The 15,371-nt window shown below is 74.1% G+C and carries 18 protein-coding genes and 1 pseudogene; 16 read left to right on the top strand and 3 right to left on the bottom strand.

Annotated features, from left to right (window positions below; translation table 11 throughout):
- Positions 1-59: 59 nt before the first annotated feature.
- Positions 60-413, bottom strand: a complete 354-nt coding sequence (locus tag ABZ881_RS29460; RefSeq protein ID WP_358489087.1) for a TraR/DksA C4-type zinc finger protein — start codon at positions 411-413, stop codon at positions 60-62.
- 37 nt (positions 414-450) lie between these two features.
- On the opposite strand from ABZ881_RS29460, the gene ABZ881_RS29455 reads away from it, so the two are divergent.
- From ABZ881_RS29455 to ABZ881_RS29410, 10 genes are all read left to right on the top strand, one after another.
- Positions 451-912: an NUDIX domain-containing protein gene (locus ABZ881_RS29455; RefSeq protein WP_358489084.1), complete on the top strand. Its 462-nt coding sequence runs from the start codon at positions 451-453 to the stop codon at positions 910-912.
- Between the two features lie 245 nt (positions 913-1,157).
- Positions 1,158-2,300, top strand: a complete 1,143-nt coding sequence (locus ABZ881_RS29450; protein WP_358489082.1) for an ABC transporter ATP-binding protein — start codon at positions 1,158-1,160, stop codon at positions 2,298-2,300.
- Positions 2,301-2,466: 166 nt separating this feature from the next.
- The gene (locus tag ABZ881_RS29445; RefSeq protein WP_358489079.1) at positions 2,467-2,871 is read left to right on the top strand and encodes a hypothetical protein; all 405 of its coding nucleotides are present in this window, start codon (positions 2,467-2,469) and stop codon (positions 2,869-2,871) included.
- A gap of 78 nt (positions 2,872-2,949) precedes the next feature.
- Positions 2,950-3,729, top strand: a complete 780-nt coding sequence (locus ABZ881_RS29440) for an IclR family transcriptional regulator (RefSeq protein ID WP_358489077.1) — start codon at positions 2,950-2,952, stop codon at positions 3,727-3,729.
- Between the two features lie 307 nt (positions 3,730-4,036).
- Entirely contained in the window at positions 4,037-4,981 is a 945-nt protein-coding gene (locus ABZ881_RS29435) for a hypothetical protein (RefSeq protein ID WP_358489076.1), read from the top strand.
- A 22-nt stretch (positions 4,982-5,003) separates the two neighbouring features.
- A complete protein-coding gene (locus tag ABZ881_RS29430; RefSeq protein WP_358489074.1) occupies positions 5,004-5,744 on the top strand; it encodes a thioredoxin domain-containing protein in 741 nt (246 codons plus the stop codon).
- Positions 5,745-5,749: 5 nt separating this feature from the next.
- Entirely contained in the window at positions 5,750-6,358 is a 609-nt protein-coding gene (locus ABZ881_RS29425) for a vitamin K epoxide reductase family protein (RefSeq protein WP_358489128.1), read from the top strand.
- 102 nt (positions 6,359-6,460) lie between these two features.
- Positions 6,461-7,153 (top strand): DUF969 family protein, encoded by a 693-nt coding sequence (locus ABZ881_RS29420; protein ID WP_358489072.1) that lies wholly within the window; start codon positions 6,461-6,463, stop codon positions 7,151-7,153.
- Complete coding sequence (locus ABZ881_RS29415) at positions 7,150-8,124, top strand: DUF979 family protein (RefSeq protein WP_358489069.1); 975 nt, start codon at positions 7,150-7,152, stop codon at positions 8,122-8,124. Before ABZ881_RS29420 ends, ABZ881_RS29415 begins: the two co-directional genes overlap by 4 nt.
- A gap of 7 nt (positions 8,125-8,131) precedes the next feature.
- Positions 8,132-9,133 (top strand): DUF2891 family protein, encoded by a 1,002-nt coding sequence (locus ABZ881_RS29410; protein ID WP_358489067.1) that lies wholly within the window; start codon positions 8,132-8,134, stop codon positions 9,131-9,133.
- Here ABZ881_RS29410 and ABZ881_RS29405 read toward each other — a convergent pair.
- Entirely contained in the window at positions 9,091-9,699 is a 609-nt protein-coding gene (locus ABZ881_RS29405) for a TetR/AcrR family transcriptional regulator (RefSeq protein WP_358489064.1), read from the bottom strand. The genes ABZ881_RS29410 and ABZ881_RS29405 overlap by 43 nt on opposite strands.
- Positions 9,700-10,241: 542 nt before the next feature.
- Between ABZ881_RS29405 and ABZ881_RS29400 the strand changes: the two genes are divergently transcribed.
- The 4 genes from ABZ881_RS29400 to ABZ881_RS29385 all read left to right on the top strand — a co-directional run bounded on the left by ABZ881_RS29400 (position 10,242) and on the right by ABZ881_RS29385 (position 14,291).
- Entirely contained in the window at positions 10,242-11,003 is a 762-nt protein-coding gene (locus ABZ881_RS29400) for an EAL domain-containing protein (RefSeq protein ID WP_358489063.1), read from the top strand.
- Between the two features lie 593 nt (positions 11,004-11,596).
- The gene (locus ABZ881_RS29395; RefSeq protein ID WP_358489126.1) at positions 11,597-12,022 is read left to right on the top strand and encodes an amidohydrolase family protein; all 426 of its coding nucleotides are present in this window, start codon (positions 11,597-11,599) and stop codon (positions 12,020-12,022) included.
- A gap of 366 nt (positions 12,023-12,388) precedes the next feature.
- A complete protein-coding gene (locus tag ABZ881_RS29390) occupies positions 12,389-12,778 on the top strand; it encodes a DUF4870 domain-containing protein (protein ID WP_358489061.1) in 390 nt (129 codons plus the stop codon).
- Positions 12,779-12,878: 100 nt separating this feature from the next.
- Positions 12,879-14,291 carry an NAD(P)/FAD-dependent oxidoreductase gene (locus ABZ881_RS29385; protein WP_358489059.1) on the top strand — a complete coding sequence of 471 codons (1,413 nt, stop codon included), beginning with the start codon at positions 12,879-12,881 and terminating at the stop codon, positions 14,289-14,291.
- A 259-nt stretch (positions 14,292-14,550) separates the two neighbouring features.
- On the opposite strand, the gene ABZ881_RS29380 is transcribed toward ABZ881_RS29385, so the two are convergent.
- On the bottom strand, positions 14,551-14,766 hold the full coding sequence (locus ABZ881_RS29380) for a hypothetical protein (protein ID WP_358489056.1): 216 nt from the start codon (positions 14,764-14,766) through the stop codon (positions 14,551-14,553).
- A gap of 66 nt (positions 14,767-14,832) precedes the next feature.
- Between ABZ881_RS29380 and ABZ881_RS29375 the strand changes: the two are divergent.
- Positions 14,833-15,120: pseudogene (locus tag ABZ881_RS29375) on the top strand (transposase family protein); the annotation flags it as partial.
- Between the two features lie 89 nt (positions 15,121-15,209).
- Entirely contained in the window at positions 15,210-15,368 is a 159-nt protein-coding gene (locus tag ABZ881_RS29370; protein WP_358489054.1) for a hypothetical protein, read from the top strand.
- Positions 15,369-15,371: the final 3 nt, after the last annotated feature.

The raw sequence follows: 15,371 nt of genomic DNA, 5'->3' as shown, positions 1-15,371 counted from the left end.
CCCTGGAGATCGTGACAGGGTGGTGAGGTCACCCTGACGGTTACCTGACGATCCGCGGGTCAGCGCCGGGACCGGGGGCGCCGGCGGTCGGCGCAGCCGATGCAGGTGCGGGCCGCGGGCAGCGCCTCCAGGCGTTCCGACGCGATCGGGCCGCCGCACTCCGCGCAGACGCCGTAGCTGCCGTCGGCGAGCCGCCGGGAGGCGTCGTCGAGCTCGGCCCGGTCCCGCTCCGCGGCGGCGAGCAGGCCCTGCAGCTGCGCCCGCTGCACGGCGATCGTGACGCCCTCCGGATCGTGCTCGTCGTCGTGGCTGGTGAGCGCCTGTTCCTCGGCGAGCGAGGCCAGCTCGTGGCGCAGCGAGGCGAGCCGGCCGTCCACCCGGGCCCGTTCGGCGTCGAGCGCTGCGGGGTCCATGCCGACCAGGATCCTCCGGCATGCCAGATTCGTCCGCATGGATCTCCCGCGCCCGGTGTCCGGGGTCGGCGTCGTACTGGAGCGCGACGACGGCCGGATCGCGATCGGCCACCGGGTCACCGCCGGCGAGGAGCCGAGCTGGTCGTTCCCCGGCGGCCACCTCGAGGGCGGCGAGACGCCGGTGGCCGCCGCGCTGCGCGAGCTGGCCGAGGAGACCGGCGTCGTCGCCGCGCGGGGAACGCTGTTCGCGGTGTGCGTGCGGACCGCCGGCAGCGGGGTGACGTTCGCGGTGCACGTCGCCGCCCCGGCCGGTGCGCTGCTCACGGTCACCGAGCCGCACGCCGTCGACGCCTGGCGCTGGGCCGATCCGGACGACCTGCCCGGGCCGCTGTTCGTGCACACCGCCGCCGTGCGGCACGCCTGGCGCGCGCCCGGCAGCGGGCTCGCGGGCTGGGATCTGCATCCGCTGGCCCGCCCCGCCGTCCCCCGCCCGAAATGATTTCGTCAACTATCTTGCGAATTCGGCCGCTCGTGTACGAGCATCGTGCAACCCGCCGTTCCGGCCGTTGTCTCCTTAAGAAATGGTAAAGATCCGCAGTTCCCTGATCTCCGATCTCCTAGCTTCCCGGAATCGCACGCCGGTGCGACGAGAAGCGGGAACGGGGCTCTGGACAACGCATGCCGACACTGTCGTTCCGCGGCGCGGGCGCGCGATACCCGAACGGGACCGTTGCCCTGGTGGACGTGACGTTCGAGGTGGGCGACGGCGAGATCGTCGCGCTGCTCGGCCCGCCGGGCAGCGGCAAGTCGTCCGTCCTGCGGCTGGGCTCGGGTGAGCTCGCCCCCGCGACCGGCTCGGTGCTGATCGACGGCACCGCCTGCTCCCGGTTCCGGGCCCGGAACCGGCCCGCCGCCCTCGTCGACACCCGGCGCGACACCACCCGGCGGCGCACCGTCGCCGAGCACATCGGCCGCCCGATGCAGGTCGCCGGCGTCGGCACCTGGACCCGGACCTACCACATCGCCGAGCTGGCCGAGCGGCTGCACGTCGGCGACCTGCTCCCCTACCCGCTGGACGGCCTGTCCGCCGGACAGCGCAGGCGGGTCGCCGTGGCCACCGCGCTGGCCCGGCGCCCGCGGATGCTGCTGCTCGACGAGCCGCTGGCCGGCGTCGACGAGGAGACCGAGGCGGTGCTGCGCGAGGTCCTCCGCCAGTTCCGCGCCGAGCGCCGGACCATCCTGTACGCGACCGCCGATCCGGCCGAGGCCGCCGGTATCGCCGACCGGGTCGCGCTGCTGCACGGCGGCCGGCTGCGCGACGCCGGTACCCCGCGGGATCTCGCCGACCGGCCCGGCACCGTGCTCGGCGCGGTCGCGCTGGGCGATCCGCCGATGAACCTCGTCGAGGCGGGCGTGCAGGCCGAGCAGGACCGGCACGTCATGCTGACGATCGGGCGGCAGAACCACTGGATACCCTGGAACGACCTGTGGTCCCGGTCGATCGCGCGCTTCCACGGGGAGCGCATCGTGCTCGGCGTCCGGCCGGACGCGGTGCTCCCCGGCGGGTCCGGGTTCGTGCTCACCGGTGTGGTGCAGGGTGTCGAGCAGCGTCCGGGCGGTGTCTACGCCGTGCTCGACACCGGCGCGGGCGGGATCGATCCGCACGGCGGCGGCGAACCGGACGGCGGTGACGTGCTCACCCCGCTCGACCGGCCCCCGCGCCGCGCGCTGTTCCGGGTCCGGCTCGGGCCGCACGACCGGCCACCGGTGAACGCGCGGATGCCGGTCGGTTTCGACGCCCGGTCGCTGCACGCCTTCGACCGGCGCGGGCGGCGGATCCACCTCCCGGTCGCAGCACGCACCCCGGTGCCCGCCGACCACGGCTGAGCCGTGCCCACCTGTCACGGATCCGGTCGGCGCGCCGCCGTGAGGATCGGCGCGCCGCCGTGTCTCACCGGCCGGGGCACCGCTGCGCGCACCCCGCCTCCGGTCCTCCGCGACCGCCTGCCACACCGAGTCCCGGAAGGACCACCATGGATCTCCTCCGCACCGGGTGCACGCCGTGAACATGGGCTGGGCGGACGAGCCGGACGACACCGCCGACCGCGGCCACAACACCTACTGGCACGACGAGCGGGACGTCCCGCAGCTCGCCGGCTGCCTGGTCGCCCTGGCCGCCGCGGCCGGCCGCGTCGTCCGGCACACCGGCGCCAGCTGCCGCCGGGCCGGCCGGCGGGTGCTCGCCCTGCTGCGCGGGCGGCCTCCGGGGCCGTGCGCAGCGGCGACCGGCACCTGCCTGCTCGACGGTCCGGGGAACCTGCTCGTGCACCCCCCGCACGGGCCGCTGGTCGCCCGCCGGCGCCGGCGCAGGCGGGACGCCGGGCGCGACCACTGCCACGGCGGGACCGGCAGCCACTGCCGGACGGCACCCCGCCGGACCGGGCCGTCGTCGGGCTGAGCGACCCGGTGGCCCGCGCCGCCCGTACCGGCACAGACTGACACCCAGCCCGACCACCGGAGCCGGAGGACACCAGCCATGACCGAGACGAACCGGGACGGCACCTCGCTGCGCGGTGTCGACCGCGCGGTGCAGGTGCTGCGGCTGATCGCCGAACGCGGCGTCGTCCGGCTCTCCGAGGTCAGCGCCGAGCTGGACCTGGCGCTCGGCTCCACGCACCGGCTGCTGAGCAGCCTGGAACACACCGGGATGCTCGCCCGGGTCACCGGCTCCAAGCTCTACCGGGCCGGTCCCGCACTCGCCGAGCTGGCCACCACCGTCGCCGCCCCCCGGGTGCCCGACGACGTCATCCCGCACCTGCGCGAGCTGGCCCGCTCCTGCGGCGAGACCGCGCACCTGGTCCAGCTCGTCGGGCGCAGCGTCGAGTTCGTCGCGAACGGGGAGAGCGACCGCTCCACCCGCGTCACCACCCGGCTCGGCATGACGATGCCCGCGCACGCCACCTCGGGCGGGAAGGCGCTGCTGGCCCGCTACACCGACGACACGGTCGGCCACCTCTACGCCGGGCGGCCGCTGCGCAGGATGACCGACCGGACGATCACCGAGGTCCCCGCACTGCTGGCCGACCTGCACCGGGTCCGCGAGCGGGGCTACGCCACCATCGACGGCGAGTCCGAACCGGACGTGCGCGGGATCGGGCTCGCGGTCACCGACCAGACCGCCCTGGTGGTCGGCGGCCCCCGGCACCGGATCCCGGCCGCCGACCTGCCCTACCTCGCCTCGCTGCTGCAGGACACCGCGGGCGCCGTCCTCGCCGCGCTCCCCGAGGAGCGCAGCTGGTGCCTCGGCAGGCCCTGACCGGCCCGGCACCGACCGGTCGGCCGGTGCACCCCCGGGTGGCCGGTCGCTGATTTCCGCGCCGGGGAAAGCGCCTGCTCACGTCCCGGCGGGACCGTCGCCGGTGCTCGTACGGTCGCCGACGGCGTCACCGGACCGGCCCCACGACCGCGGTGACACCCGGTTCCGGGGTTCCCCCGCCCCGGAACCCCGCCCGGCCGGCGGGTGCCCTCCGGCCGGGCGGCCCGGCGGCGGTCACCTGCGTGCCCGGCCACCGGTCCATCCGCATCCGACCGGACGAGAGGCCCCCGTGTCAGCGTTCGACACCGTGTCAGCCGGCCCCGGGCCGGCCGGCCCCGGCTCGGCGTCCGGCACCGGGGGCCACGGCCCGCAGAGCCCGGCCCGGCCGGCGAGCCCCTGCCGCGGGTTGCTGGTGGTCGCCGCCACCGCCGTCGTGACGACCGCGCTGGTGGCGATCTCGACCGGGATGCCCGGAACCACCGTCGTCGGCACCCCGTCCGCGGCGCCGCCCACCCTGGGCCGCTCGGTCGCCGAGCGGGCCCGCGCGGCCGTCGTCGCGCAGGTTCCCGGGGCCGAGGTCGGCGTCGCCGTGCACGACCGGCGGACCGGGGAGACGGTCGGCGTCGCGGACCGCCCCGGCTTCGCGACGGCGTCGGTGGTGAAGCTGCTGATCGCGCTGGACCTGCTGCGCGCCAACGGCTGGCAGCCGCCCGATCCGGCCACCGCGACCGTCGTCGCGCGGATGCTGCGGGGCAGCGACGACGGCGCGGCCACCCGCCTGTGGACCGCCCAGGGCGGACCGGCCGTCGTCACCAGGGCGGTGGCCGAACTGCAGCTGACCGGCACCGTGCCGCCGGCCGAGCCGCAGGAGTGGGAGCTGACCCGGACCACCGCCGAGGACGTCGTCACCGTCTACCGGTTCGTGCTGGACCGGCTGCCCGCCCGCTCCCGCGCGCTGGTGCTCTCGGCGCTGCGCGAGGCGCCCCGGATCGCGCTGGACGGCGTCGACCAGTACTTCGGCATCCCGGACGCGCTGCCCGGCCTCCCGCGCGCGATCAAGCAGGGCTGGATGGTCGCCGGCGGCGAGCTGGTGCTCAACACCACAGGCGTCGTCGGGGCGGACGACCGGTTCGTCGTCGTGCTGCTGACCCACCAGCCGGGGAGCACGACCCGGGCCGACGGCCGGGCCGCCGTCACCGCGGGGATCCGGTCCCTGCTCCCCGCACTCACCGCGCCGGGTCCGGCGCACTGACCCCCTTCCGGAGGAGATCCCGATGTCCAAGAAGAAGAAGCCGCAGGCCCGCCCGGCCAAGCCGGCCCCGAACCCGATGGCCGAGCGCAGGGGCATCTCGATCAACACGGTGCTGACCGTGGTGGTCGTGCTGTTCGCGGCGTTCTCGATCGGCGGCGCGCTACTCTCGCCCGCGCCGCCGTCCGAGGTGTCCGAGGACCAGCTGGTCGTCGGCGCCAGCATGATCACCGAGCCCGGCCGGCCGGTGACGATGGTCGAGTTCCTCGACTACCAGTGCCCGGCCTGCTCGGCGTTCTACGACAACCTGACCGTCGGCATCGAGCAGGACTACGCCGACCGGATCACGTTCGCCACCCGCAACTTCCCGCTGGAGATGCACGCGCTGGCCCCGCTCGCCGCACAGGCCGCCGAGGCCGCGGAGAACCAGGGCCGCTACGCCGACATGTACCACCTGCTCTACGACGAGTACTCGGCGTGGGCCGGGAACGGCGCCGCGTCCGACGAGGACTCCGCCCGCGAGCGGTTCACCGGCTACGCCGAGCGCCTCGGGCTCGACATGGCGCGGTTCCTGGCCGATCTCGACTCCGACGAGGTCGCCGACCGGGTCGACGCCGACATGGACCTCGGCGAGGAGCTCGGCGTGTTCAGCACCCCCACGTTCTTCATCGACGGCCGCCGCTTCGAGCCGGCCGGCAGCACCTTCGCCGAGGTCGACCAGGAGATCCGCGCCGAGCTGGACCGGGCGCTGGCGGAGGCGGCGTGACGGCCATGCTAGCCGGGACCGGGCGCTCGTCGTCCGGGGCCGTCGCCCGCCGCCGGCGGGCCGGTGCGGTCTACCTGGTCGGCGGCGTGATCGGGCTGGCCGCGGCCGCGGTCCTCGTGCTGGAACGGCTGGCGATGCTCAGCGATCCCGGCTACGTCCCGTCCTGCTCGATCAACCCGGTGATCTCCTGCGGCTCGGTGATGGAGAGCGCCCAGGCGTCGGTGTTCGGGTTCCCGAACCCGCTGATCGGGCTGGTCGCGTTCGCGGTGGTGGTGACCGGCGGCGTCGCGATGCTCGCCGGGTTCGAACCGCCGGCCTGGTTCGCCGTCGGCATGCAGGTCGGCAGCACCCTCGGCCTGGTGTTCGTGCACTGGCTGATCTGGCAGAGCCTGGCCGAGATCCACGCGCTGTGCCCGTACTGCATGGTGGTCTGGCTCGTCACGATCACCGTGTTCTGGTACTCGACGCTGGAGACCCTGGCGCTGGTCCGCCCGGCTCGCCCGCTGGTCGTGACGCTTCGCCGGTTCCACTCCAGCGTCCCGGCGGTCTGGTACCTGCTGATCCTGGCGGCCGCCACGTGGACCTTCCGGGACTTCTTCTTCGGCCTGGCGTGAGCGCGGCATGAGGCGCGTCACAGAAGCTTGCGTGTTGTTGGATTGTAGGACAATTTCACGTGACAACAGAACTCGTCGTCCGTCCCGGGAAGTGTTGCCTCGATGCTGGTCCTGATCGGCCTCGCACTGGTCGTGATCGGGTTCGTGCTGCGGATGAACCCGCTGCTCGTGGTCACCGTGTCCGGTCTGGTCACCGGTGCCGTCGGTGGTCTCACCCCGCTGCAGATGCTCGACATCGTCGGTACCGCGTTCGCCGACAGCCGGCCGGTGATGATCCTGCTGCTCGCGCTGCCGATGGTCGGGCTGGTCGAGCGGATGGGGTTGCAGGCGCACGTCCGCCGGACGGTGGGCAGGCTCGCCTCGCTCACCCCCGGCCGGATCCTGCTCGGCTACCTGGCACTGCGCCAGGTGACCGCGGCGGCCGGGCTGCTGACCGTGCTCGGCGTCGCGCAGACCGTGCGCCCGGTCCTGTACCCGATGGTCGAGGCCGCCGCCGAGCGCCGGGCCGGCCCGCTGACCGAGGAGGTCCGGGATCGGCTGAAGGGCTCCTCGGTCGGCGTCGAGACGGTCGGGATGTTCTTCGCCGAGGACGTGTTCGTCGCCGTCGGGAGCGTCCTGCTCATCACCTCCTTCGTCGACGCGAACTACGGCCTGCAGCTGGAACCGCTGGACCTGGCCGTCTGGGCGATCCCGTCGGCGGTCGTCGCGTTCGCCGTGCACGGGTTCCGGGCGCTGCGCACGGACCGGATGCTCCGGCGGCGAGCGGCCGCCCCGGCGCCGGACGCCGTGCCGTGATCGGCCCGGAGCCGGTCAACTGGGCGATCGCCGCGATGCTGCTCGTGGTCGCCGGACTGACCGCGCGCGACCGCGGCAATCCCCGGCGGCACACCAGCGCGGCGTTCTGGGGGCTGGCCGGTGCCGGGTTCGTCTACGCGTCGTGGGTCACCGCAGGCGCCGCGCCGGCCTGGCCGCTCGGACTGGTCGTGCTGACCGTCGTCGTGCTGGGCTCGTCGGCGCGGACCCTGCGCCCCGGCACGGTGACCAGCACCGGCGACGCCGCCCGCGAGGAGTCCGCGACGCGGCTCGGCCACCGGCTGTTCCTGCCCGCACTGTGCGTCCCGGTGATCACCCTGGTGGTGACGCTGGCCGGCCCGGCGGTCACCGTGGGCGGCCGGCCGCTGGTCGCCGAGGGCTCGGCCTCGCTGCTCGGGCTGGCGCTCGGCGCGGTCGTCGCCACCGTGGTCGGCTACCTGCTCCTGGGCGCCCACCCGATCGGCGCGCCCTTCGAGGAGGGACGCAGGCTGCTCGACCTGATGGGCTCGATGGCGCTGCTCCCGCTGGTGCTCGCGGTGGTCGGGGTGCTGTTCACCAGGGCGGGCCTCGGCGACGCGGTCGGGCAGGTCCTGCAGACCGTCCTGCCCGACGGGCGGCTGGTCGCGGTGGCGGCCTACTGCCTGACGATGGCGCTGCTGACGCTGCTGGTCGGCAACGCGTTCGCGGCCTTCCCGATCGTCACCGCCGCGCTGGGCTGGCCGCTGCTCGTCGAGATCCACCAGGCGGACCCGGCGGTGGTGTTCAGCATCGGCATGCTGGCCGGCTTCTGCGGGACGCTCGTCTCGCCGATGGCGGCCAACTTCACGCTGGTCCCGGCTGCGCTGCTGGAGATGCGCGACCGCTACGGAGTGATCCGCACACACGCCCCGACGGCCGCGATCATGCTCGTGGCCAACGTGGTGATCATGTACATCTTCGCGTTCCCGAGGTGACCGCACCGTGATCCCGAGCCGTTCCGACTTCACCGCCGTCGTCCTGCAGAACCTGACGACGGCGGCGCCGTACCACCTCGTCCACCTGGCCGACGCCGGCGAGGTCCGGTCCGGGATCACCCCGGAGCGGGTGCACCCGGCGTTCCACACCTCGTTCGACTGGCACTCCTGCGTGCACATGCACTGGCTCGGCGTCGAGCTGCTGCTGGCCGGGGCGGACGACCCGCAGCTGCCGGCCATCCTCGGCCGGACGCTGACCGCGGTCCGGCTGCGCGGCGAGGCCGCCCATCTCGACGCGCACCCGGTGTTCGAGCGGCCCTACGGCTGGGCCTGGGCGGCCCGGCTCACCGCCGCCTGCGCCCGGCTGCCCCGGCCGGACTGGCGGGACGCGCTGCAGCCGCTGACCAACACCGTGTACCGGCTGACCGCGGGCTGGCTCCCCCGGCTGCACCATCCGGTCCGGCACGGGGTGCACTCCAACACGGCGTTCGGCCTGACCCTGCTGCACGGTGCCGCGCTCGATCTCGGCCGCACCGACGACGCGGACCGGATCGCCGACGCGGCCCGCCGGCTGTTCTCCGGCGACCGCGGCTGGCCCGCCCGGTGGGAGCTGTCCGGGCAGGACTTCCTCTCCGCCGGGCTCTGCGAGGCGGACCTGATGGCCCGCGTCCTGCCCGCCGACGAGTTCGCGACCTGGTTCGACGGCTTCCTCCCGGACCCGGCGCCGCTGCTGGCGCCGGTCGAGGTGAGCGACCCGGGCGATCCGTACCTGGTGCACCTGGACGGGCTCAACCTGTCCCGGGCGGGCGCCGCGCACCGGCTGGCCGCGGTGCTCGGCGACGCGCAGCTCGCGGCGGCCGCCGAGGAGCTGCTCGGGCACGGCCTGCGGTCGCTGGCGAACCGCGACTTCGTGGCCACCCACTGGCTCGCGACGTTCGCCTGGGACGCGCTGCGCAGCCGGCCGGATCAGCCGTCCCGGCGCAGCATCGCCACGAACGGCGCCACGTAGAGCCTGCGGACCCGCTCCCAGCCCTCGTCGGAGTCCAGATCGAGCGTGCCGGGGGTCAGGACCAGCGAGATCACCGTCCGCACGAGCAGCTCGGCGAACGGCTCCGCGTGCTCCGGCGGGATGGCGAGCCCGGCGACGTCGATCTCCCGACGGACGTGCTCGAGGATCCATCCGGTCGCCATTGCGAGCACCGGCCCGCCCGAGGTCGTCAGGTGCGGCAGGATCACCTCGGGCTCGGTGCGGAGCAGCCGGTTCAGGACGGCGTGTCCGCGCAGGTAGCCGACGCAGAACCGGACGCCGACGACGATCGTGCCATCCACCGTCGTCTCACCGCGGACGACCTTGTCGGCCTCCTCGGTGAACAGCCGCAGCTCCTCCAGCACCAGCGCGCGGATCAGCTCGTCCTTGCGCGGGAAGTAGCGGTAGACCGTGACCCGGGAGATGTCGCACTGCCGGGCGACCTCGTCCATGGTGAACCGGCGGAGCCCGAACTCCTCGGCGACCCGCCTCGCCGCGACCAGGATCCGGGCAGCGGTGGCGTCGGTCTCCGACGTCCCGTCACGCATGGAGCCGGAGCGGTCGGGGCCCGTCGGACCGCCCGTCAGCATCAGTGATGCTTCCCTCCGCGTCGTCCGGCCCCGGGGGACGACCAGCGGGTCGCGACCAGGACCGGCTTCCGGCCGTGTCGTACCCGGGGAGCATAACCGAGCGGGGGGCGGGCACCGGCCGGTCGCGGTCCGACCCCGCGGGGTGTCGCCGGAGGCGACTCACCGGGCTCCCTCAGGACTCTCCACGCCACGACCCGCTCGCCGTCGGCACTGTTACAGGACGGGTACCAATGTATCGGCTGTGTCGGCGTCCGTCACGTCCGACAACGGTCACGCCGGCACCACCCGGGTGGGGCATCCAGTGGGGGTGACGGCCCCCGCGGCACACCTGATGTGATCGGCACGCCGGTTCGTTCGCACCTCCGCCCCACCGCAGAGGGACGAATATGTGATGATGTCGCGCTCGGTGACCATCGCACCGCGCGGAACGGCCAGACGGCGCAACCCGGCGCCCGTTAGCGTCGCCAGACAGTCGTCGACGAGAGGCAGGCAGAGCGACGATGCACGAGGCGACGATCGACCTCCCCGGACGGGCCGCGCTGATCACCCAGCGGCTGTGCCGGCCGGACTTCCTCGCCCACGTCCGGTTCGCCTACCAGCCGATCGTGTGCCTGACCGGCCGCACGACGGTCGGCGTCGAGAGCCTGGCCCGCTGGACCGATCCGCAGCTCGGCGAGGTCGCCCCGGCCGACTTCGTGCCGATCGCCGACGACACCGGCAGGCTCCCCGGCCTCACCACCCGCGCGCTGATGGACGGCATGGAGGTCGTCCGCGGCGGCGGGTTCCTGTCGGTCAACGTCGACGTCACCGGGTTCTGCGACCCGACCTTCCCGGGCCGGGTGCTCGACGCCTGCACCATGCGGGCGTTCCCGCCGGACCGGCTGCTCCTCGAGGTGACCGAGACCGGCGTGATCCGCGAGCCCGACTGGTTCCGGGCGGCGATGACGACGCTGCAGCGGGCCGGGGTCCGGATCGCCGCCGACGACCTCGGTGCCGGCCTCAGCACGCTGGCCCGGGTGATCGAGTACCCGTTCGACGTGGTCAAGCTGGACCGCGCACTGATCAGGCTGATCCACACCGGGCGCGGCCGCCGTGCCCTGTGCCGGGCGCTGGAGCTGGTGCACGAGCTCGGCGCGGTGGCCGTCGCCGAGGGCATCGAGGACGTCGCGACCGCGGAACGCTGCGCCGGCGCCGGGGCGGACCTCGGCCAGGGGTGGCTGTTCGGCAGGCCGGCGCCGGCCGGGCGGGCACCGGTGTCCTGACCGTCATCCGGCCGGGCGATCCCCCGCGCCAGGTGGCCAGAGATCGGCCCCGATCCGGCCAGACGCGACCGTCCCACCGTTCTAACGTCAGGGTGGTGAACAGGGTCCGGACGAGGAGGGGATGACCACGTGCAGGACAAGATCGCGCTCGAGGAGCACCTCTCCACACGGGAGAACGGTCAGTACTGGGACGACGCCGGGGAGGCCGCGCGGAACGGGCCGGCATACATGGCCGAGGTGGCTCGTCGGCTGCTCGGCGTGGACGACCGGATCGCGACGATGGACCGCACGGGCGTCGCGGTGTCCGTGCTGTCGCTGACCTCCCCCGGTGTGCCGGGCATCCCCGACCCGCAGGTGGCGGGCACGGTCGCCCGGCACACCAACGACGCGATCCACGACACGTTCGTCCGCCGCACCCCTCGCGGTTCGCGATCTTCGCGACCGTCGCCGTCCAGGACCCGGACGCGGGCGCGCTACAGCGGGCCGTCACCGAGCTGGGCGCCGTGCGAGCGCTCGTCAACGGCTACACCGTCCTGCCCGACTGCGGGGTCCGCTACCTGCACCCGCGGTGACCTCATCCGAGGTCCAGCGGCATCTACGACTGCAACAGGTCGCTGGTCGGTGCGGCCTGCGGTTTCGGCCACGAGACCGCGACCCACGCGGTGCTGCTGATGCTGTCCAGGCTGTTCGACCGGCATTCCGACCTGCCGGTCGTGATCGGGCACCTCGGCGAGGCGCTCCCGTTCCTGCTGCCCCGGCTCGGGGCGGCGGAGCGGACCGTCATGAAGTACTTCACGTCGAACGTCGCGCTCACCACGAGCGGTCACCTCGACACCAAGGCGCTCACCCACACGATCAGCACCATCGGCTCGGACCGGGTGCTGTTCTCGGCGGACCACCCGTACGAGTCCATGGACGAGGCGGCCACCTGGTTCGACGCGACCCCGCTGAACCGGAACGCCGCGGATCGGATCGGCCGCCTCGACGCGGCGGAGCTGTTGCGGATCCCGACCGCCTAGAGCTGCGGACCGGACTCCGTTTCTTCCCCGGGACGGAACCCGGTCCGCGTCCGTTCCGGGTACCGGCGTTGCCCCCCGGCGCCGGTACCCGGAACCCCTGCCCGCCGCGCTCCATCAGGACCGGCCGAGGACGGGCCGCCGGTCGTGGGCCGGACGGGTGGGCCCGGGGGACACCGGGGGCCGGCGCGGCCCGCCCCCGGTGTCCGCCGATACCTCTCCGCTCCGGTCGTCCGTCCGGGTGACGCAGCCCCGGCCCGGGCCCCGCGGACGGGCCGTGAGCTGGCAGGCTGGTGGCAACCGGCGGCCGTCATCCGGTCGCGCCGATGCCCGGCCGACCAGGGCTCGCGGACGAGAGGAAGGCTCCCGATGTCGTATCCGTACCCCAGCCCGTCCGCACCCCGGCCGTCCGAGGGCAGCCGGATCGCGGCCGTCCTCGCCCACCTCTCCGCGCCGATCGCCGCGGTCCTGAGCGCCGGGCTGTTGAGCCTGCTCGGCCCGCTGCTCGTCTGGCTGATCAAGAAGGACGACCCGTTCGCCCGCCGGGCCGCCGCCGGGGCGTTCAACTTCAACCTGACGTTCTGGGTGCTGTTCATCGTCAGCTGGCTGCTGATCTTCACCGTGATCGGGATCATCGTCGCCGTCCCGTTGCTGCTCGCGCTGTTCGTGGTGTCCGCGTGGTGCCACATCAAGGGCGCGATCCGCGCGTCGAACAACGAGACCTACGACTACCCCTTCCAGCTCCGCGTGCTGTCCTGACCCGGACGGTCCACCGGCGACGCCCGCACGGCGCGACACCGGTGTACCGCTGACACGCCGCGTCCGCGGGCAGGGGCACGATCAGCGAAGGGGCGCTCCCATGAGCGAGGCGACGGTCGTCGGTTCCGGGCCGAACGGGCTCGTCGCCGCCGCCGTGCTGGCCCGGGCCGGGGTGACGGTGACGGTGCTCGAGGCCGGCGACGAGATCGGTGGCGGCACCCGCACGATCGAGGCGCTCGTCCCCGGCTTGCGCATCGACCGCTGCTCGGCCGTGCACCCGATGGCCATCGGGTCCACCGCGCTGCGGGACCTCGACCTGGAGCGCCACGGCCTCCGCTGGCGGCTGCCCGAGATCGACTGCGCACATCCGCTCGACGGCGGCGGGGCCGGTCTGCTCCACCGCTCGGTCGAGGAGACCGCGGCCGAGCTCGGCGCCGACGGGACGCTGTGGCGAGCACTGTTCGGCGGCCCGTCGCGGCACTACGACGAGTTCTCCGCCGACATCATGGGGCCGCTGCTGCGCGTACCCGGCCATCCCCTGCGGATCGCCCGGTTCGGGGCGCCCACGGTGCTCCCCGCGGAGGTCCTGGCCCGGGCGTTCCGCACGGAGAAGGGGCGGGCGCTGTTCCTGGGGACCGCGGCGCACGCCTTCCGGCCGCTGAACCGGCCACTGTCGTCGGCGATCGGCATGGGGATCCTGACCGCGGGCCACCGGCACGGCTGGGGGGTCGCCGAGGGCGGGTCGGGCGCCATCCCGGCAGCGCTCGCCGCGGTGCTCGCCGAACACGGCGGCCGGATCGAGACCGGCGTGCACGTCCGTTCGTGGCGCGAGCTGCCGCCGTCGGACGTGACGCTGTGGGACGTCGGCCCCGATCAGCTGCCCGCACTGCTCGGCGAGCTGCTGCCGGCCCGGGTCGCCCGCTCCTACCGGCGGTTCCGGTACGGCCCGGCGGCGTTCAAAGTCGACTACGCGGTGCAGGACGGGATCCCGTGGAGCGCAGCAGGTGCCCGGCGGGCCGGGACGGTGCACGTCGCGGGCTCGGCGGCGGAGACCGCGCACGTCGAGCGGGAGGTGCACGCCGGGCGGATGCCGGAACGGCCGTTCGTCCTGGTCGGCCAGCAGTCCGTCGCCGATCCCACCCGGGCGGTCGGGGACGTGCACCCGGTCTACGCCTACGCCCACGTCCCGCACGGCTACACCGGGGACGCGACGGAGGCGGTGACCGCCCAGATCGAGCGGTTCGCCCCCGGGTTCCGGGACCGGATCGTCGCCACGACGAGCACGGACCCGGCGGCGTCCTCGGGCAATCCCAACTTCGTCGGCGGCAACATCCTGACCGGCGCCAAGGACCTCCGGCAGCTGGTGTTCGGGCCCCGGACGACCCTGCAGCCCTACGACACCGGGGCGGCCGGGCACTATCTCTGCTCGGCGGCGACGCCGCCGGGCCCGGGTGCGCACGGGATGTGCGGTGCACACGCCGCGGCCCGCGCACTCGCCCGTCTGGGGCGCTGACCGGTGGCCGGTCGTCCGCGGGACGGCCACCACCGGGTGTCGACGGCGGCATCGGCCGGGTCCCTCCCCCGAGCATCCGGCCCGACGTCGTCGCGGAGGCCGGGACCCGGACCCTGGCGATCCTCGACGCGCCGGTCGAGCCCGCGGCGGGGCTCGCCGGGTGGCGGGCCTCCGGCGGAGCAGATGCGTCGGGCACATCCGCTCCGCCCGGAGGTCTCGCCGTGCTCACCGCGACACCTCACCCGGGCTCCCGGCCGGATCAGGACGACAGCCCCACCCACCGCCTCCCGGTGCCCCGGACGACGCGGCCGAACGCCGAACCGCTGAAGTGCGCGTCGGCGCCGATCGTCGACGGGGTGCCCTCAAGCTCGGCGGCGATCCTGTCGCGGGTCCGGGCCGCGGTGTCCGGGTCGACGTCGAAGACGATCCGCAGGTCGTCGTCGCCGAGCTGGAGCGGGCAGTGAGCACTTTCCAACCTGGTGATCGTGAGGTCGGTCGGGCCACGGCGTGGCTTCCCTGAAGTAGGTGAAGCTCCTGGTAGATGGGTGATTGCCTAGATCAACCCGCGCCAACCAGGAGCTTCAGGGTGCTTGTCTACCCGTCGTCGACGTCGGTGTCCACCCGCGCCCTGCAGACCCTCTCCGACGCACTACGCCGGCACCGCAAGAACCTCGGCAGCAGGTGGCGCCGGCTCCCGCCCGGGCAGCAGAGTCTGCTGGTGCTCGCGTACCTGAACAAGGGCGAGACCTACACGGCTCTGGCCGGCGGGTTCGGGATCGGCACCACGACGGTGTTCCGCTACATCCGCGAAGGCGTCGACGTCCTCGCCGCGGCGGCACCATCGCTGGACCAGGCGCTCGATGTGGCGCCCAGGTCGCCAGAGACCTGGGGGTCAACGAGGGCACGCTGGGCAACTGGGTGGCCCGCGCACGGGAGGCTCGCGAGGACACCGAGGGTCTGGCCCGCGGTGACCTCGAGGAGCTCAAGCGGCTGCGCGCGGAGAACGCCGAGCTGCGGATGGAGCGTGATGTCCTCCAGCGATCCGTGGTCCTGTGGGTCAAGGAGGCGACGAAGTGAGCG

It is taken from the genome of Pseudonocardia sp. NPDC046786, assembly GCF_040645415.1.
GTDB lineage: Bacteria > Actinomycetota > Actinomycetes > Mycobacteriales > Pseudonocardiaceae > Pseudonocardia > Pseudonocardia kongjuensis.
This window is presented reverse-complemented; position numbering and strand designations above follow the sequence as displayed.